The 15,981-nt window shown below is 51.1% G+C and carries 15 protein-coding genes and 1 other annotated feature (1 of these 16 only partly in view); all 15 genes read right to left on the reverse strand.

All coding sequences use genetic code 11. The features are described from left to right. Positions 1-35, reverse strand: a binding site (T-box leader) (it extends 180 nt beyond the left edge of the window). A 44-nt stretch (positions 36-79) separates the two neighbouring features. The 15 genes from Q4G98_RS05630 to Q4G98_RS05700 all read right to left on the reverse strand — a co-directional run bounded on the left by Q4G98_RS05630 (position 80) and on the right by Q4G98_RS05700 (position 15,796). Then, a complete protein-coding gene (locus tag Q4G98_RS05630; protein ID WP_177562177.1) occupies positions 80-751 on the reverse strand; it encodes a histidine phosphatase family protein in 672 nt (223 codons plus the stop codon). 14 nt (positions 752-765) lie between these two features. Beyond that, complete coding sequence (locus Q4G98_RS05635) at positions 766-1,683, reverse strand: DivIVA domain-containing protein (RefSeq protein ID WP_293548197.1); 918 nt, start codon at positions 1,681-1,683, stop codon at positions 766-768. 18 nt (positions 1,684-1,701) lie between these two features. Beyond that, the gene (locus Q4G98_RS05640; protein ID WP_177562173.1) at positions 1,702-2,487 is read right to left on the reverse strand and encodes an RNA-binding protein; all 786 of its coding nucleotides are present in this window, start codon (positions 2,485-2,487) and stop codon (positions 1,702-1,704) included. Positions 2,488-2,490: 3 nt separating this feature from the next. Further along, on the reverse strand, positions 2,491-3,318 hold the full coding sequence (gene proC / locus Q4G98_RS05645) for a pyrroline-5-carboxylate reductase (protein ID WP_298564983.1): 828 nt from the start codon (positions 3,316-3,318) through the stop codon (positions 2,491-2,493). Then, entirely contained in the window at positions 3,306-3,860 is a 555-nt protein-coding gene (locus Q4G98_RS05650) for a cell division protein SepF (protein WP_298564985.1), read from the reverse strand. Before Q4G98_RS05650 ends, proC begins: the two co-directional genes overlap by 13 nt. 26 nt (positions 3,861-3,886) lie before the next feature. Further along, positions 3,887-4,582, reverse strand: a complete 696-nt coding sequence (locus tag Q4G98_RS05655; RefSeq protein WP_298564988.1) for a YggS family pyridoxal phosphate-dependent enzyme — start codon at positions 4,580-4,582, stop codon at positions 3,887-3,889. Positions 4,583-4,635: 53 nt separating this feature from the next. Beyond that, positions 4,636-5,436: a peptidoglycan editing factor PgeF gene (gene pgeF, locus Q4G98_RS05660; protein ID WP_298564990.1), complete on the reverse strand. Its 801-nt coding sequence runs from the start codon at positions 5,434-5,436 to the stop codon at positions 4,636-4,638. After that, positions 5,433-7,169: a radical SAM protein gene (locus Q4G98_RS05665; RefSeq protein WP_298564992.1), complete on the reverse strand. Its 1,737-nt coding sequence runs from the start codon at positions 7,167-7,169 to the stop codon at positions 5,433-5,435. Before Q4G98_RS05665 ends, pgeF begins: the two co-directional genes overlap by 4 nt. Before the next feature lie 35 nt (positions 7,170-7,204). Further along, the gene (gene pap / locus Q4G98_RS05670) at positions 7,205-8,686 is read right to left on the reverse strand and encodes a polyphosphate:AMP phosphotransferase (protein WP_301961887.1); all 1,482 of its coding nucleotides are present in this window, start codon (positions 8,684-8,686) and stop codon (positions 7,205-7,207) included. 36 nt (positions 8,687-8,722) lie between these two features. Beyond that, positions 8,723-9,169 (reverse strand): hypothetical protein, encoded by a 447-nt coding sequence (locus Q4G98_RS05675; protein ID WP_298564998.1) that lies wholly within the window; start codon positions 9,167-9,169, stop codon positions 8,723-8,725. Between the two features lie 30 nt (positions 9,170-9,199). After that, on the reverse strand, positions 9,200-10,204 hold the full coding sequence (gene floA, locus Q4G98_RS05680; RefSeq protein ID WP_298565000.1) for a flotillin-like protein FloA: 1,005 nt from the start codon (positions 10,202-10,204) through the stop codon (positions 9,200-9,202). Positions 10,205-10,214: 10 nt separating this feature from the next. Next, the gene (locus Q4G98_RS05685; RefSeq protein ID WP_293661121.1) at positions 10,215-10,694 is read right to left on the reverse strand and encodes an NfeD family protein; all 480 of its coding nucleotides are present in this window, start codon (positions 10,692-10,694) and stop codon (positions 10,215-10,217) included. Between the two features lie 153 nt (positions 10,695-10,847). Then, entirely contained in the window at positions 10,848-13,730 is a 2,883-nt protein-coding gene (locus Q4G98_RS05690) for a filamentous hemagglutinin N-terminal domain-containing protein (protein ID WP_298565004.1), read from the reverse strand. 26 nt (positions 13,731-13,756) lie between these two features. After that, on the reverse strand, positions 13,757-15,388 hold the full coding sequence (locus Q4G98_RS05695) for a ShlB/FhaC/HecB family hemolysin secretion/activation protein (protein WP_298565007.1): 1,632 nt from the start codon (positions 15,386-15,388) through the stop codon (positions 13,757-13,759). Positions 15,389-15,463: 75 nt separating this feature from the next. Next, complete coding sequence (locus Q4G98_RS05700; protein WP_293720362.1) at positions 15,464-15,796, reverse strand: helix-turn-helix domain-containing protein; 333 nt, start codon at positions 15,794-15,796, stop codon at positions 15,464-15,466. Positions 15,797-15,981 lie beyond the last annotated feature (185 nt).

The raw sequence follows: 15,981 nt of genomic DNA on the forward strand, positions 1-15,981 counted from the left end.
GCCCGGCAGGCTACTGTCTTCGTCATCGCTGCTGCTTTTATTAAAACAAAGTCATTATACACCATTATGCAAGCTGTAGTCAATGGCCTTTGCCATATTTAAACTCAAAGATACCGTAACCGCTGCCGCTATGCAGATGCGAGGTATCGTTGAGCCTGAACACAGCGTGTTCGCGCCATTTGTTGATACCCAGCACCGACACGCTGGACGGCAGGATATCGACAGAAAAGTTCAAAGCGTTGACGGCGGCTATATCCAGCCCCAGCCAATGAAAAATAATATTCTGGATCGTGCCTTTATGGGCAACGATCAAAAGGTTTTCCCGCTCCAGATCGGCGCATTTTAACAGGCCCTGCACGGTGCGGTCATAAAATTCCTGCCGCGTTTCGCCGCCCGGATAGTTGCGGTGATGCAGTTCCTTCAGTGTCGGCGGCTGCTGATACAGGGCTTTGGCCGCTGTTTCAGTCAACCCTGCCGCCTGTCCGTTATTTTTTTCGCGCAAAAATTCATAGGGTTCCAGCCGGGTGAAACCCAGCTTATCCGCAAGGATCTGCGCCGATTCCACGGCCCGCTTCAAATCACTGGTCAGGAGCCGCAGATTGCGGCTCTGCCCGGCAAAATCGCAGGCTAATTTGGACGCAACGGCCTGCAGCTGGGCCCTGCCCGCAGCCGTAAGCTCCGAGTCGGTCCAACCGCCTGTCAAATGCTCTGTATGATGAGTTGCTTCACCGTGGCGTACCAGAATAATCATGCTGCCAACCTCGCTTATTTTTCAGTATCTTCGTTAAAGTTTTTCAAAAGCTCCATCTGGCCTTCCAAAATGCTCATCATGTGCTGACGGTGCACAGCGGCTTTTTTGACCTGGTCTTCAAAGATACCTTTAGCGAGTGAGGCTTTGTTTTCGGCGTCAAAAATCATTTTTCTTACTTTTTCATCGGTGTCAGCCAAAAGCGTTCTGGAACGGTCTTCGGCATCGGCGATCATCGTTCTGTAGCGTTCGTCGGCTTCGCCGGTCAGCTTCTGAGCTTCAGCGCGGGCATGGGCCAGCGTTTCGCTTGCTTCTTCTTTGGCTTTGGCCGTCATCTGCTTGCACAGGTCCTCAGTCGTAACTTTCATTTTAGCTACTTCCACTTCGGCGGCGCTGCGCATTTTCTCGACAAAGTTCTGCGTTTCGTTTTTCATCTGTTTCAGTTCGGCTTCCGCCTCAGCACGCAGACGGGCGATCTCGGCCAGGGTGTCGTTGCGCAGTTTGGTAGTTGCGCTTTCAGCATCGCTGCGCAGTTTCTCGGCATAGGCTTCGGCTTCGGTTTTCATCTGCGTCGCCGCGATCTCGGCATCCATTTTGGCTTTAGCGGCAGCAGCCTGACATTCGGAAGTGATATCCTTGCATTTCATGGCAGTTTCCTGCTCCAGCAGGGCAGCCTTCTGCTCGCTGTTTTTCTTCACTTCGTCGGCAGTTTCCTGCGCTATGACCAGAGTGTTCTGCATGGTGGATTCCATCTGCTGATAGTATTCCAGCTTGGCGCTGACGCGTTCTACGGCATCTTTCAGCTCGACGTTGTCCTGATACAGACGTTCAAAATCCTTGGCGACTTTGGTAAAAAACTCATCTACTTCCTCGGTATCGTAACCGCGGAAGCCCTTGGAAAAGTTCTTATTGTTCAAATCTAACGGTGTCAACATAACGTGATACCCTCCCCATTAAATATATCTTTTCAGCGTAATGCTTAAACGGCCTTTTTTGGTAGTACCCCTGATCTCGGCGACTTCGACCCTGCCGCGGCTGCGGAAGGAAATGATATCGCCTTCGCTGACCGGCTGGGCGGCGTTTTTGGCTTCTTTCCAGTTCACCTTCACGTTCTGCCCTTTGATCTCGTCCGCCATGCGCGAACGGGATACGCCGTAGCCTGCGGCGGCAACGGCATCAAGCCTTAAAGCTGCTACCGTAGCGCTGATGACCTTGACTTTTTCTTCTTTCTGCAGCAGGTCGGCTTCTGTGATCTCGGTCAGCGACACAGGCGCTGAACCGATCTGCGTCAGATTGTTCATAATATATGAGGTAAAGGATTTATCGGCGACAAACTGCGCCCCTTCAGGGATAAAAATAATATCACCCAAAATCTCGCGCTTGCAGCCCATCCCCATAAATGCCCCCAGAATATCGCGGTGGCTGAGCTCATAGTAGCGTTTGTCCCACTCGACTTTAAAGCATACCAGACCAAAATCCGGCTGCCCGAAAAAGTCTTCGGACACAAAAGCCACCTTCATGCGTTCGGCGTTTTTAAAGCCGCCGCTGGTTGCCAGCTTCACATTCTCAAAGTTGGCCGCGATGATCTCGGCCACATTACAGCCGTGCGGGTCTAAAAACTCGCTGACACGGAATTTGCGGCTCCTGTGAGCGCCTTCCGCCAGATCCAGCAGCTTGGCTGCCAGTTCTTCGTCGCCGCCGGCCCGAAAATAGCGTAAAATCTTTTCTCTATCTGCCATCGGTTATTTACCCTTCAATTTCTCACTGCGTGCCATGGCCGCCAGCACAGCATCATACATAGCCGCACGCACGCCGCGGTTTTCCAAAGCGTGGATACCGGCAATAGTCGTGCCGCCGGGCGAAGTTACCTGATCGCGCAGCTGCGCCGGGTGCAGGCCAGTTTCCAGCACCATTTTGCCGCTGCCGGCAAAGGTCTGCGCCGCCAGTTTGATCGCCATGGCACGGGGCAGTCCGGCATTGACGCCGGCGTCTGCCAGGGCGTCGATCAGCATAAACACGTAGCCGGGGCCGCAGCCTGATACAGCGGCGATCGCCTCGATCGCGCTTTCGGCAACCACCTCGACCTCGCCGCAGGAACCGAAAATAGTTTTAGCGGCGTCCAGCATCGCTGCGCTGACCTTGCTGTCAGGAGCGATCGCCGTCATGCCGGCACCTACTGCCAGCGGCGTGTTGGGCATCACCCGGATCACCGCATGGCCCGGTACGACGTTATGCAGCTTGTCCAGATCGACACTGCCCATGATCGAAAGTACGGTAGCCTGCGGCGGCATGGCCGCCACCAGGTCTGACGTGATCGCCGCATCGACGACCTGCGGTTTGACGGCTAAAATGATCAGCCCCGCATTTTTTACAACGGCTTTATTATCCACCATGGCCTCCACGCCATAGGTCTTTTGCAAATATTCACAGCGCGCCGGCGTCGGGTCGCCCACAAAGATCTCGCCAGGCTGGGCCAGCCGGGCGCCCAAAATACCTTTGATGATAGCTTCGGCCATAGCGCCGCCGCCGATAAAAGCGATCGCGCCTGTTTGAGCTGTTATTTTTTCCACGGTTGACCACCCTTTTCATCATAAATGTTGACGCTGGCGTCGATGTCGACGTTTTTGGGAGCGCAGACCAGAATATTACGGCCGATCTTTTTCATACTGCCGCCTAAAGCGTAGATCGTGCCGCTGATAAAATCAGTCATGCGCTTAGTGACCAGCCCTTCGGTACCTTCAAAATTCACAACTACCGGCTGGTTGTTGCGCAGATAATCGGCGACCTTCTGTGAATCGTCAAAATTAGCAGGCTCCAGCACTACTACCCTGACCTGCTTTTGAGCAAGCGGCAGGGAAATGGTTTTGCCTTCGGGCGAATTTTGAATGTCCTTTTTTCTGAAGAAGGATTTTTTCTCTGTCTGCTGCTCGCTTCTTGCCGGGACTTCAGGCTCGGCAGGCGCTGCCTGTCTGCTGACAGGAGCAGGCGTGCTGCGGGGGATACGTTTGGGAGCCGGTTCAGTTTTGCGGACGGGTTCCTCTTCCTCTAACAGTTCATCATCTTCCTCTTCATATAAACCTAAGGTTTCAGAGATACGATCAAAAAATTTCATACATTTCACCATACCTTCATGCTCATTTATTTTTTAGTGTAATCACGTTTGCCAAATAAAGCCGTGCCCACCCGCACGATATTGGCGCCTTCTTCCACCGCCACAGTAAAGTCGTGGGTCATGCCCATCGACAGCAACTCGATTTCAGGCCGCAGCTTTTTCAGCTCGCAGAAGCAGCGGTAGCCTTCCTTAAAAACGGGACGCGTTGCTTCAATATCGTCACACAGCGGCGCGATCACCATCAAGCCCCGCACCCGCAGGTTTGGATAGCTGTCCAGCGTCGGCACTACCGCCTCGTAGTCTTCCAGCAAGAAGCCTGTTTTCTGTTCTTCGCGGGCGATGTTGAGCTGCAGCAGAATATCCTGCACCTTGCCCTGCTGCAGGGCTGCTTTGTCCAGGGCGGCCAAAAGCCGCTGGCTGTCAACAGATTCGATCAGATCGAACAAAGCAACGGCCTGTTTGGCTTTGTTGGTCTGCAAATGACCGATCAGATGCCAAACGCCGCGGTCAGGCACGACAGTGCGTTTTTCTTTCGCTTCCTGCACCCGGTTTTCACCGATATTGGCTATACCAAGCGCCAGCGATTCCAGCACCACGTCGACAGGATGATTTTTAGTTACGGCGACCAGAGTTGCCTCCGTGCCGGTCAGTTTAGTTTCAGTCCGCTGGGCCAAAGCCTCGGCGATCCGGGTCTGTACTTTGTGCAGATTGTCTTTTAACAAAATAAAGACCTCCTAAAAGTTTTATATTCGCCACAAAAACTATTATTCCTTTTTTATCTTCGGCAAATGCTTACTCCCATGCGCCCGGTTTTACCCTGCTCGGCACGATAGGAGAAAAACAGTTCCCTGTTATCGCAGGTACAGACAGCGGCGCAGTCGATCTGCCCGGGTGCCAGCCCTGCTGCTTCTAATTGTAATCTATTCATCAGCCATAAGTCCAGCTGATATTTTCCATTTGTTTTAGGTGTGAAGCACTGGCGGTATTTAGCCCCTGCCGCCAGCACTGCGTCGTCCACTTCGTAACAGCAGCTGCCGATAGAAGGCCCGATCGCTGCCAGCAGCTTTTCAGGTTTGCTGCCGTAATGCTGCTGCATGGCCTGCACGGTTTTCATGGCGATCTCGCCCACACTGCCGCGCCAGCCGGCATGCGCCAGTCCCACAGCGCCGCTTTCAGGATCGGCCAGCAGTACCGGCACGCAGTCTGCATAAAACAGCAGCAGCGGTACGCCGGGCAGATCGGTGATCAAAGCGTCGGTGCCTGCGACCGTATCGGCAAAAGCTGCCGCGCCGCTGCCCACCAGGTCTGCCGTCACTTTGGCGACCTTGCTGCCATGCACCTGGGCGCAGGTAGTGAATTTAGCTGCATCGACGCCTAAAGCCGCCGCAAACTGCCGACGGTTAGCCAATACCAGCTCCGCAGCGTCGCCCACATGCAGCGCCAGGTTGAAACCGTCAGGCACGATGCTGCTGGCTCCGTGCAGACGGCAGCTGCAGCCATTAGTAAAGCCTGCGTCTGTCAGCGCCGTAAATTCGCCCAGCCAGATCCTGCCGCTCTGCCTTAATCTAAAGCTCATGCCTGCACCTCCCCGCACACGCCGCAGCGGCGGCACAGGTCAAAGCACATCGGCGTAAATTCCTCACGCTGCGCTTTCTGCCACTCGCTGATCAGATATGCTTCGCTGAAGCCCATATCCAGATGCCGCCAGGGCAAGGGGCCGCCGATCTCGTAAGCCGTAGTTGCCAGCTTTTCCAGATCCAGTCCCTGCTCCTTCAGCACCTGCTTCAGGGGCAGTTCTCTTTGGAACGCTTCCAGCAACGCCTTGCCGATCCTGCGGTCGCCCCGGGCCAATACAGCCTGCAGGACGGTTTCCTTCAAAGATTCGGTCTGCACCTGGATATGCTTTGCTTTTTTAAAAGCGCTTTCCAGCATTTTAAAACGGCGTTTCAGTGTCTTGACATCGCACAGCGGCGACCACTGAAAGGGTGTAAAGGGCTTGGGAATAAACCCGTTGACCGAGATAATCAGCTCGCCCCTGTTCAGTGCGGCGTCCATTTTTTCCCGCACCCGCCGGATCATGGCGATCATTTCTTCAATGTCGCTGTCAGCTTCGCCCGGCAGTCCCAGCATATAATAGAGCTTGATATTTTTCATACCGGCGGCTGCCGCCAGTTCCACCGCATTTAAAACGTGCTGCTCCGTAATGCCTTTATTGATGACGTTACGCATTCTCACGCTGCCTGCTTCCGGTGCCACTGTCATCGTCCGCTGGCCGCTGGCCGCCAAAGCCTGCGTCAGCTCCACGTCCAAAGTGTCGGCCCGCAGCGACGCTACTGTAAACGGCACCTGCTCGTCTACCAGCGTCTGCGTCAGTTCTTTGATATAAGGGTAATCAGATACCGCCGCACCCATCAGGCCGACTTTTTTAGTCTGCGGCGGGCGGTTACGGATCTTCGTCAGCAAAATATCCAAAGCTCTTGCCCGTGGTTTGCGGAAGCAATACCCCGCCATGCAGAAACGGCAATGCCGCCCGCAGCCGCGCGCCACTTCAACGATATACATATTTTCAAATTCCGTCGCCTCGGTCATGATCGCCGAAGTCTGCGGATAGTTGTCCAGCTCGCGTACCCACTGACGTTTGACTGCTGCCGGTACCTGCGGCGACGCCTGCATACCGCAGAACGCACCGCCGGCATCATACTGCGGCTCATAAAACCGCGGCACATAAATGCCCTGGACCTGCGCCAGTTCCAGCAGCGCTGCTTCCTTGCCCAGGCCTTTGTCCTTCGCCGCATAAACAGTGTCCAGCATCCTGGTAACAGTTTCCTCGCCTTCGCCGATGACAAAAGCGTCGGCGATCCCGGCCAAAGGCTCGGGATTAAAGGTCGCACAGGGTCCGCCGATGATCACCAGCGGTTCCTTCTCGCCCCGCAGCGCCGCTTCCGGCTTCACGTTGCTCTGCGCCAGCATCGTCAGTAAGTTTGTGTAATCCATCTCAAAGGACATCATCACGCAGATGATTTCAAAATCCGCCAGCGGACGCTGCGTTTCCAGCGACAGCAGCGGCGTTTTAGTGCGTTTATACTCTGCCAGGAGCCTGCTGTCAGGCAGAAAGAAACGTTCACAGGCTGCGTCACCGCGGCTGTTGATGATCTGATACAGGATATGCAGCCCCAGATTGGACATGCCCAGATGATAGGTATTGGGATAAATAAAGGCCACCGGCCTTCTGGCTCCCGGCGCAAACACCTGCACCCCGCTCTCGCGGGCAACTATTTCTTTCAACGCATTTTTAAGCTCCCAGGTCAACTTGTCTACCTCGTTTATATTCTCTCAGTATGGTTTTAATCTTTCAAACGTTTTTCAAACATTTCGATCACCGTTTTCAAAACCTTCAGGCGGGCATAATACTTGTTATTACCCTCCACGATCGTCCACGGCGCATAATCGGTACTGGTGCGTACCAGCATTTCGTTCACTGCCGCTTCATAAGCGTCCCATTTTTCACGGTTCCGCCAGTCTTCATCCGTGATCTTCCATTCCTTGTTGGGGTTCTGCTCACGCTCCTTAAAGCGTTTATACTGCTCGTCCTTGTCGATCTGCAGCCAGAACTTGCCGATCACCGTACCATATTCAGCCCACTGAAGTTCCATTTCATTGATCTCGGCGTAAGCACGGCTCCATTCGTCCTGTGTGGCAAAGCCTTCGATACGTTCTACCATGACCCGGCCATACCAGGTACGGTCAAAAACAGCGATCTCGCCCCGTTTGGGAAAGCGGGTCCAGAAACGCCACAAGTAATTGAACTCTTTCTCTACTACGTTGGGCGCCGCCACCGGATTCACCGAATACCCCAGCGGGTCCAGAGCAGCTGTCAGACGGCGGATAGCGCCACCCTTACCGCCTGCGTCCCAGCCTTCAAAGCCGAATACTGCCGGGATACCTTTTTTATACATTTCATATTGCAAAAGACTCAGCTTGGACTGGTACTTGTCCAGCTTTTCTTTATATTCCGCTTTCGCGATCTCTTTGGACAGATCGACCTTTGATAAAACATCATAAATTTCTGTACGCGGCAGCACCAGCTGCTTTCCGGCCTGCTTGCGGGCTTCCGCTTCAGCCAGCGCCAGCTCCAGCCGCTGCACGATCACGTCAAAGATTGAAACCTCGGCAAAACGGGTATCGTCGCCGGCGATCAGATACCAATGGGCATTAGGCCGGTCGCTGTCGATAAACATTTTCTCATAGATCTCCAGATAACGCTGATAATCGACAAAATCATCATCGCTTTCATTGACCTTGTCCCAGCCTTTGCCATAGGTCTTTTCAGCCTTCTGCACATTGGCTTTCAGCTGTTTTTCGGACACATGCACAAAAAATTTCAGCAGCACATAATTATCATCAGTCAGCTGCTTTTCAAAAGCATTGATATGCCTGTAACTGGTATTTATTCTTTTAACTTGCTCCGCATCGCGGTCAAAGGTATATTCATTTTTCAGGTAGTACCAGCTGCGGTAATACACAGCCATATTGCCTTTAGCCGGCAGCTGCCGCCAAAAAGGCTCAAAAAACGGCTGGTCCGGTTCTTCGTCCGCCATTTTCGACGCCGAATAAACTCTGAACCCGCGGGCATCCATCTGCTGCATCATATGGTTGATGATGACATTGCGCTGAGCCCCGCGCCAGCCCTCGAACAAAATAATAACGGGGATCCCCGCAGCGCGGCAAGCGCGCTGCAGTTCACCGAGTTTAACACTGAAATAATCCATCTTTTCGTTATAAGCGTCTTTTTTCAGACTTTGTTTTAAGTCTATCTTTTCTAACACACACTTCACCCGGTTCTAAATAATTTAGCAAAACATTCAAAAACTATCATCGTACGGTTTCAGCGACCGTGGTTTATCCAAAAGCATCGCCATAACAAAGCCGTGGCGCACTTCCCCGGCCACCGTCCGGCAGCTGCGAAAGCCTTTAAAGGCAGGCTGGGGCTTCTGCGTTTCAAAGCGTTTATAAAGCGGTTCAGAAACAGCAGCTTCTGCAGCAACTGCCGTCGCAGGCTCCTGATAGACCTTCTCTTCTACAGGCGGCTTTTTGGGCGCCCGGTCTTCCGGGAACTCTACATACCACGGTACGGCATCTTCGTCCTCATCTTCATAGCGGCGGCCCTGCATCTGCTCCGGCATTTCCATCGGCCATTCAGCCTTGGGCTGCTGCGGTGGCGGAGCCGGACGCTTTTTGCGGTTGCGGACGTCGAAAAAGATAAAAAACAGCAGTACGATGAGAGGATAAAATAACATCAAATTGTCCATACATTCGCCTCATCTCACTGTAATAACAGCTTATTTCTGCGGATTGCTGTTGTTGGCGTCGGTTTCGTGATCCGAACCGGCGATCATCTTACGCATATCGGTATCGGCATTGATATTGTTCATGCGGTAGTAATCCATCACACCCAGACGGCCGTTTTCCAAAGCATCTGCCAATGCTGTCGGTACCTTGGCCTCAGCTTCGACGACTTTTGCCTGCATTTCCTGAGTATAGGCCTTCATTTCCTGCTCTTTGGCAACCGCCATGGCGCGGCGTTCTTCGGCACGGGCCTGGGCGATACGTTTATCGGCTTCAGCCTGATCGGTCATCAAAGCAGCGCCAATGTTACGGCCTACGTCAACGTCGGCAATATCGATGGACAGGATCTCAAAAGCAGTACCGGCATCCAGACCTTTAGCCAGCACGGTGCGGGAAATGAAATCAGGGTTTTCCAGCACGTCGCTGTGTTTGACAGCCGAGCCGACATTGGTAACGATACCTTCGCCGACACGGGCGATGATAGTAGCTTCACCGGCGCCGCCTACCAGACGGTCGATATTGGCGCGGACAGTAACGCGGGCTTTGACCTTCAGCTCGATACCGTCTTTAGCCACTGCCGAAACGATCGGAGTTTCAATAACTTCGGGGTTAACGCTCATCTGCACTGCTTCCAGCACGTTACGGCCTGCCAGGTCGATAGCGCAGGAACGCTCAAAGGTCAGCGGGATCTGGGCACGGTGTGCCGCGATCAAAGCGTCGATAACACGGTCGACGTTACCGCCGGCCAGATAATGAGCTTCCAGCTGATTGACATTGACGTCCAGACCGGCCTTATTGGCCTTGATCAGCGGCAGCACGATGTGTGAAGCCGGTACACGGCGGAACCGCATACCTACCAGATTGAAAATACCTACATTGACGCCGGCGGCAATAGCCGAGATCCACAGCGCCAACGGCACAAAATTCAAAAATACGGCAATAGCGGCAATGATCAGAATAAACATAAAGCCGCCGTTAAACAGAAAATCAAACATCATAACACTTCCTTTATTCTTTAATTTTTACTTCCTGAACGAACAGTTTATTGCCTTCCACTTTCACGATCTCTACCATCGCCCCGGGCATGATATAATCGCCAAAGCTCACCACGTCGACGCGTTCGCCGTCGATGATGACAGTGCCCGCAGGACGCAGCGGCGCTACGACCTCACCACGTTTACCCAGGTATCTGGAGTGATCGCCGGCACCTGTATAACCACTGCGGTTCTCTTGCTTATCCCATAAAACAAAGGGATTCCACTTACTTTCAGCAGGCAGATAAACAAACAACAGCGCAATTACTGCCCCCAGTGCCAATACCACACCAAGCAAAATATACGCAGCCTCGGCACCACCGCCCAACAGATAATATGAGCCTGCCAGCAGCGAGATCAGACCTGTAACGCCAAAAAATCCGAACCCCGGAACTATTGCTTCGATTCCCAAAAGCACGATTCCGACGCCCAGTAAAATATATTCCATTGGCATAGGCTTTTACCTCCCTTCGTATCGTTATATTATACCAAAAAACTTACCTATCAGGCAAATTTCACTATTCTTTTACAAAAGTAAACCCCCTGCCAAAAGCAGGGGGCCATCCATATTTTTACCCAGACAGTATTTTTATTTTAGCTTATGCCGTCACTCTTCTGTTTCTTCCAGCTTGATACCGTCACCATCCACAACTACTGCAGCATAGTCCAGCAGATTGTTTCTGCGTTTATCAAGATTGCGGTATTCCTCCTGCTGCATCTTTTCTGTTTTCAAATGCGTCAGCGAATCGGTATATTTAGCGTCAGAGGCAGGTACAACAGGCTCTACCGGCTGTTCTGGATTAACTGGTGGATCGGGATTGACTGTTTTTTCTTTAATGATCAGCTTGCCGGTCACGTTAAGTGCATAACCGTCCTGCGTTGAATACAGCAAGTCGCTCAAATCATATTCCCCGATCTCTGTTTTACTGTCGGCCAGCAGCTTATCAACGTCGATGATGATCCCCTGTTCGGCCAGCTTGTCGGCGATCGCCTGCGCCAGTCCTGTATAATCGCTGCCGGTATATCCTACCTCAATATTACCGACATTGATGTCCAGCGGCTTCAGCAGACCTTTCAGCAGCGGCGTCGTATGGTCGCCATAAGTCAGCCACAAGGCTTTATCACTTTCCTGCATTCCTGCCAGAAAAGCTTCATTAAAGGCTTTGACAGTGCCGTATTTCGTACCGTCGCCATATTTTTGAAAACCGGCAGCAGTTGCAAAATAAGCATTGGTAATAGCGCCGCCATTGTCTGATTGACCAATGACAGAGCCGTAAGCATTACTGCCGCTGACTGTGCCGGTATTATAAACATTCTTTAGAGTGTTGCCGTTATCATTAGAACCTACGATCCCCCCAACCGCTTCCGTGCCTGTAATGTTACCGATATTATAGGCATTCTCGACTGTAGTAGCCGCCCCATCGCTAGCTCCGCAAATACCGCCGACAAAACTGCCTTGCCCAAACACAACTCCTGTATTGACAGCAGAAAAAATTTGACCACTGTTAGAATTATACCCTGTAATACCGCCAGCCAGACTCTGTCCAAAACCATCAACATCAGCATTCACCTTACCGCTATTACGGGCATTTTCTATTTTAGCAGCTTTATTATACCCTGCAATACCGCCGACAAAGGTTTTCCCAGTAACAAACCCAGTGTTAATGACATTCTCTATCGTCCCACTCTTAGCATCGAGCATTCCATTCAGACCGACGATACCACCAGCCTTTTGAAGTGTTCCGATAACATCGCCGCTATTAATACTATTAGAGATATTGCTGTAGTTTTCACCGACAATACCACCAACACTCACGCTGCCGCTAATTACTCCGGTATTATTTGCCTTATCTATGGTTCCTGCATTTTGTGATGAGCTAGCGTTATTATGATTTACACCGCTGATGCCACCAACTTGATTTGTTCCTGTTACTTTGCCAGAATTATCGATGTTGGTTAGAGAACCTTTATTTATTCCACTGATACCACCAGTGTACTGACCTGTACTTGTTACTTCACCACTATTACTGGCATCTGCAATAATACTATTGACAAGATTAGTGCCAACAATACCGCCAACATTACCATTACCCTTGATACTGCCAGTATTTTTGGCGTCAATAATACTTCCCGTTTGTGAACTTGAAGCGCCATTAGAACAAGCAATGCCGCCAACATTACTGCCTGTGCCAGTCACCGCGCCCTCATTGGTCACTGATTCCAAGCGCCCATAATTCATACTGGTGATACCGCCGACTGATGATACGCCGCTCACTTTAGCCTTATTAACAACATTTCTGATCATGCCTAAATTTTTGCCGGCAATCGCCCCAACGTTATTCTTGCCCAAAACATTACCCGTAATGTTTAGATTCATTACTGCGGCTGTTTCGGTAAGGCCGCCAAATAGACCCACATATAATTCGTCACTTCTGTTTATTGATAAATCCAGCACTGTGTAACCTGCTCCATCCAGCACCCCGGTAAAACCACCCTGAAATCCTTGTGGCGTCCCCATTGTCAACTGTTTCAACTGGCCAATGCTAACGAACCCCTTGCCATCATTCCAGGTGCTTGTGGCAGACGCATCTATATCGTTTGCCAGCATATAATTGCCATGCACATATTTATATGCCAGGTATTTATCATTGTATTTTTCTTCCGCATTATTATTTATCGCCTGCAGCTCATATACATCGTGCACCAGCATAGCGTCGTTGATGCTTTTGGTTCCTCCTGTCAGATCAGAAACAGAAGCTCCGCTCAAGACACTGCTTGCTTTCGTACCGCTGCCGTCCTTGTAATCGCTTACCTGATGCGTACTACCATTGCCGTCACCAACATCTATCGTCGTTTTAGCTGTTACCTCGTAGCCGATATTGATATTTTCTTTGGCCCGCAGCGTGATTTGGCCTTTGTCCGTTACATCCAGACTGTCGGCACCAATGATCGAAAGATTGTTACCTTCCAATACCAGTGTTCCTGCTGTCAGTTTGCCCAGATTGATAATGTCTGCCTGCACCTCCGCCGCCTTTGCTGTCGTCAACGGTGCCAAACTGCCGTCAAAGCCGCTCAGCTCACCTGCTTCCAGCCTGCGTGTCGATGCCGTCAGCTGCCCGACGTTGACCTGTGCCGTTTTGCCGAACAGAATACCACTGGGATTTACTAAAAACACATGCACGCCAGCGCCGCTTTTAAGATTGCCATAAATCTCACTTCTGCTGCCGCCGCTGACATAATTCAAAACGGCCTGCATATTTTGAAAATTCACAGTTTCGTTCTGGGCGATATTAAAGCTGTTCCAGTTGATCGCCACATTGCCGCTGCCGGTTACATCCATGCTGCTGCCATTAGTCACAATACTGCCGTTTTGAGTCACTACATTGCCGCCGCTGGGCAAAGCATAACCCCAGTTGGGCAGCAGCAGCATCCCGCCGCTCAGCAGCGCCGCCAATATTTTTTTAGACAAAAGTCCTGCTCCTCTTTGCATCTTCCTTTACCTCCCCGAAACCTCACTCACAAAAGTTTATACGCCAAAAACCACAGTCTGCCGTTTTTATCCTGTTCTTCACTTTGGAACGCCTCACCGTTAAGCTTGCGGGCATAGTCCAGCCGCAGAAAATAATCATTGGGCCTTGCATATTCTATACCTACGCCCCAACCGGCCAGATTGCGGTGCTGACCATAGCTTTTAGACAGCGTGACTTCGCCCCAGTCTGTAAAAGCCGCCAGACTGAGATAAGGCACCGGTGTCGCATAACGTAACTCGACTGTAGCCTGATAACCGCTGTCGCCGCTGGCTTCACCCTGCGGATAGGCCCGCACGCCATCGGCGCCGCCCAGGCTGAACTGCTCACTGCCGTCCAGATCTCTGCTGGCCAGCTGGCTGTGGAAATTAAGATGCAGATTGATAGTATTGCCCAAACGCCGAATATGGTTGACATCAGTCGTAAACTTTGAAAAACTGCCTTCGGTATAAGGATTGTTGGCATCATCATAGCTGAGTTTCCCCCAATAGTACAAAGCGCTGTAGCCTGTAACGCCGTTGCTGCTGCGATGATTGCCCACAACACCGCCGTGCAGCGTATTACTGTGTTTTTTGCTGCTGCCCAGCTCGCCAAAGCTCCTCATTTCGTCCTTCAGCTGCCTGTTATCATAACCATAGATAACACTTAAATGGTTGCTGCTGGTATTAACCAGCGGCGTTGACGCGTAAATACTTAAAGTTTTTGCCCGTCCTACGGCATCCAGTACTGCAAAATAATCACCCAAAGTATAGTCCATCAGGCTGTAGCTGATCCCCAGCCTTGTACCACGGCTGCCCAGCGGCATCTCATAACCAAAATTATAGTTGTGCAGATCTTCATTGCTCAGCAACCCGCCGGCAAAAATTTTATCACCTGTACGCCCGGGATCATTAAGTGTTGTCTGAAAACCGTACCTGTAACGGCCGCTGTATTTACCGCCGTAGTTATCAGTATAGATAATACTTTCGGCCGCTTTACTGTCGCTGACAGTAATAGTTAGATCTGTACTGCCGATTTCTTCACCGGCACTCAAAATTCCAGCAGCACTGATGCCGGGAAGATCATTGAAATTGTTGAGAACTGTTTCGATCCTGTTCGTTCTTACATAGCTCCCCGGCTGCAATACAGCGGCAAAAGCAGCTGCCGTATCGGCATTTAAGCGCGAAGTATTGTCAATTACTACCTTCCCCAAAGTACCTAAAAAGATCCTGAGCTCAACAGTACCATCCTGCACATTCTGCTGTGGTATTAAGGCTGTTGCCACCGTATAGCCCTGCTGCCGGCAATAATCAGTTACTTTGGCCGCAGCCTGTTCCAGTTCCGCAACAGTCACTTCCCTGTCCAGATAAGCCTGTGTGACTCTGGTCAGTTCTGCAGCGTCTATTTCCTGCTGCCCGGTAAAAACAAATTTTTTCAGCAGCAGTTTCTGCGGCATTTCTTCTACTGGTGCCGGCATCTGTTCCTCCTGCTGCACTTCTGCCTGCGGCTGTCTGCCGCCGCGGTTCTGTTCTAAAGCTCTGACCTCAGGATTACTGCCTGGCAAAGACGGCGCCGCCCAGGCAGATGCTGCCAACCCCAGACTCAATACTGCCGCCAAAGCTTTTTCCACATTTTTTAACACTTTTATTCGCTCCTCTTTACTCTTTTTCATCAACTTTCCCGTATATCCTTACTGCACTTTCAGAACAAAACGGACTTAGCCCAAGCCACTCTTTTCTGTCTTTCTGCCAAGCTGCAATGTTTCTAAAAGTTGTTTTACTTCCTCCAGCGAATAACTGCTGTATGCGGTTTCCGCCTTTGTAGTTTCGACAGCCCCCAACTGAAAAAAAACCTCCAACGTACAGTCAAACACATTTGCCGCACGAACCAAAAACCTTAAATTGACAGTGACCCTGCCATTTTCAATATTGCTCAGATGAGTCTGACTGATAGATAACGCTTTTGCCATTTCATTTTGACTGATGCCTCGGACCGTTCTCAGCAGCTTGATCCGGCCTCCCAGTTTTTTGAGGCAGCTTTCATCGTACATACTCTCTCCGTCTTTCTTCCCGATTAAATCCTTTAACTTTCTTGCGTATTTTTGGGATTTTAATTAAAAATATTTTAAATAAGTTATACCCATTGTTATTATAGCACTGTTGTACCCCCCCACAAGACATACGAACAGATATTTTCGACGCAGTTTGGTTTCGTTATTGCCCATACGTTTTGATA

Origin of the sequence: uncultured Phascolarctobacterium sp., from assembly GCF_958349595.1 — a bacterium.
Taxonomy (GTDB): Bacteria; Bacillota; Negativicutes; order Acidaminococcales; family Acidaminococcaceae; genus Phascolarctobacterium.

Coding starts and splice junctions, on each gene's coding strand:
- Q4G98_RS05685 (WP_293661121.1), bottom strand. CDS start 10,694: ATGCCAATGGAATATATTTTACTGGGCGTCGGAATCGTGCTTTTGGGA.
- floA (WP_298565000.1), bottom strand. CDS start 10,204: ATGATGTTTGATTTTCTGTTTAACGGCGGCTTTATGTTTATTCTGATC.
- Q4G98_RS05630 (WP_177562177.1), bottom strand. CDS start 751: ATGATTATTCTGGTACGCCACGGTGAAGCAACTCATCATACAGAGCAT.
- Q4G98_RS05690 (WP_298565004.1), bottom strand. CDS start 13,730: ATGCAAAGAGGAGCAGGACTTTTGTCTAAAAAAATATTGGCGGCGCTG.
- Q4G98_RS05700 (WP_293720362.1), bottom strand. CDS start 15,796: ATGTACGATGAAAGCTGCCTCAAAAAACTGGGAGGCCGGATCAAGCTG.
- Q4G98_RS05650 (WP_298564985.1), bottom strand. CDS start 3,860: ATGAAATTTTTTGATCGTATCTCTGAAACCTTAGGTTTATATGAAGAG.
- Q4G98_RS05640 (WP_177562173.1), bottom strand. CDS start 2,487: ATGGCAGATAGAGAAAAGATTTTACGCTATTTTCGGGCCGGCGGCGAC.
- Q4G98_RS05635 (WP_293548197.1), bottom strand. CDS start 1,683: ATGTTGACACCGTTAGATTTGAACAATAAGAACTTTTCCAAGGGCTTC.
- Q4G98_RS05675 (WP_298564998.1), bottom strand. CDS start 9,169: ATGGACAATTTGATGTTATTTTATCCTCTCATCGTACTGCTGTTTTTT.
- pgeF (WP_298564990.1), bottom strand. CDS start 5,436: ATGAGCTTTAGATTAAGGCAGAGCGGCAGGATCTGGCTGGGCGAATTT.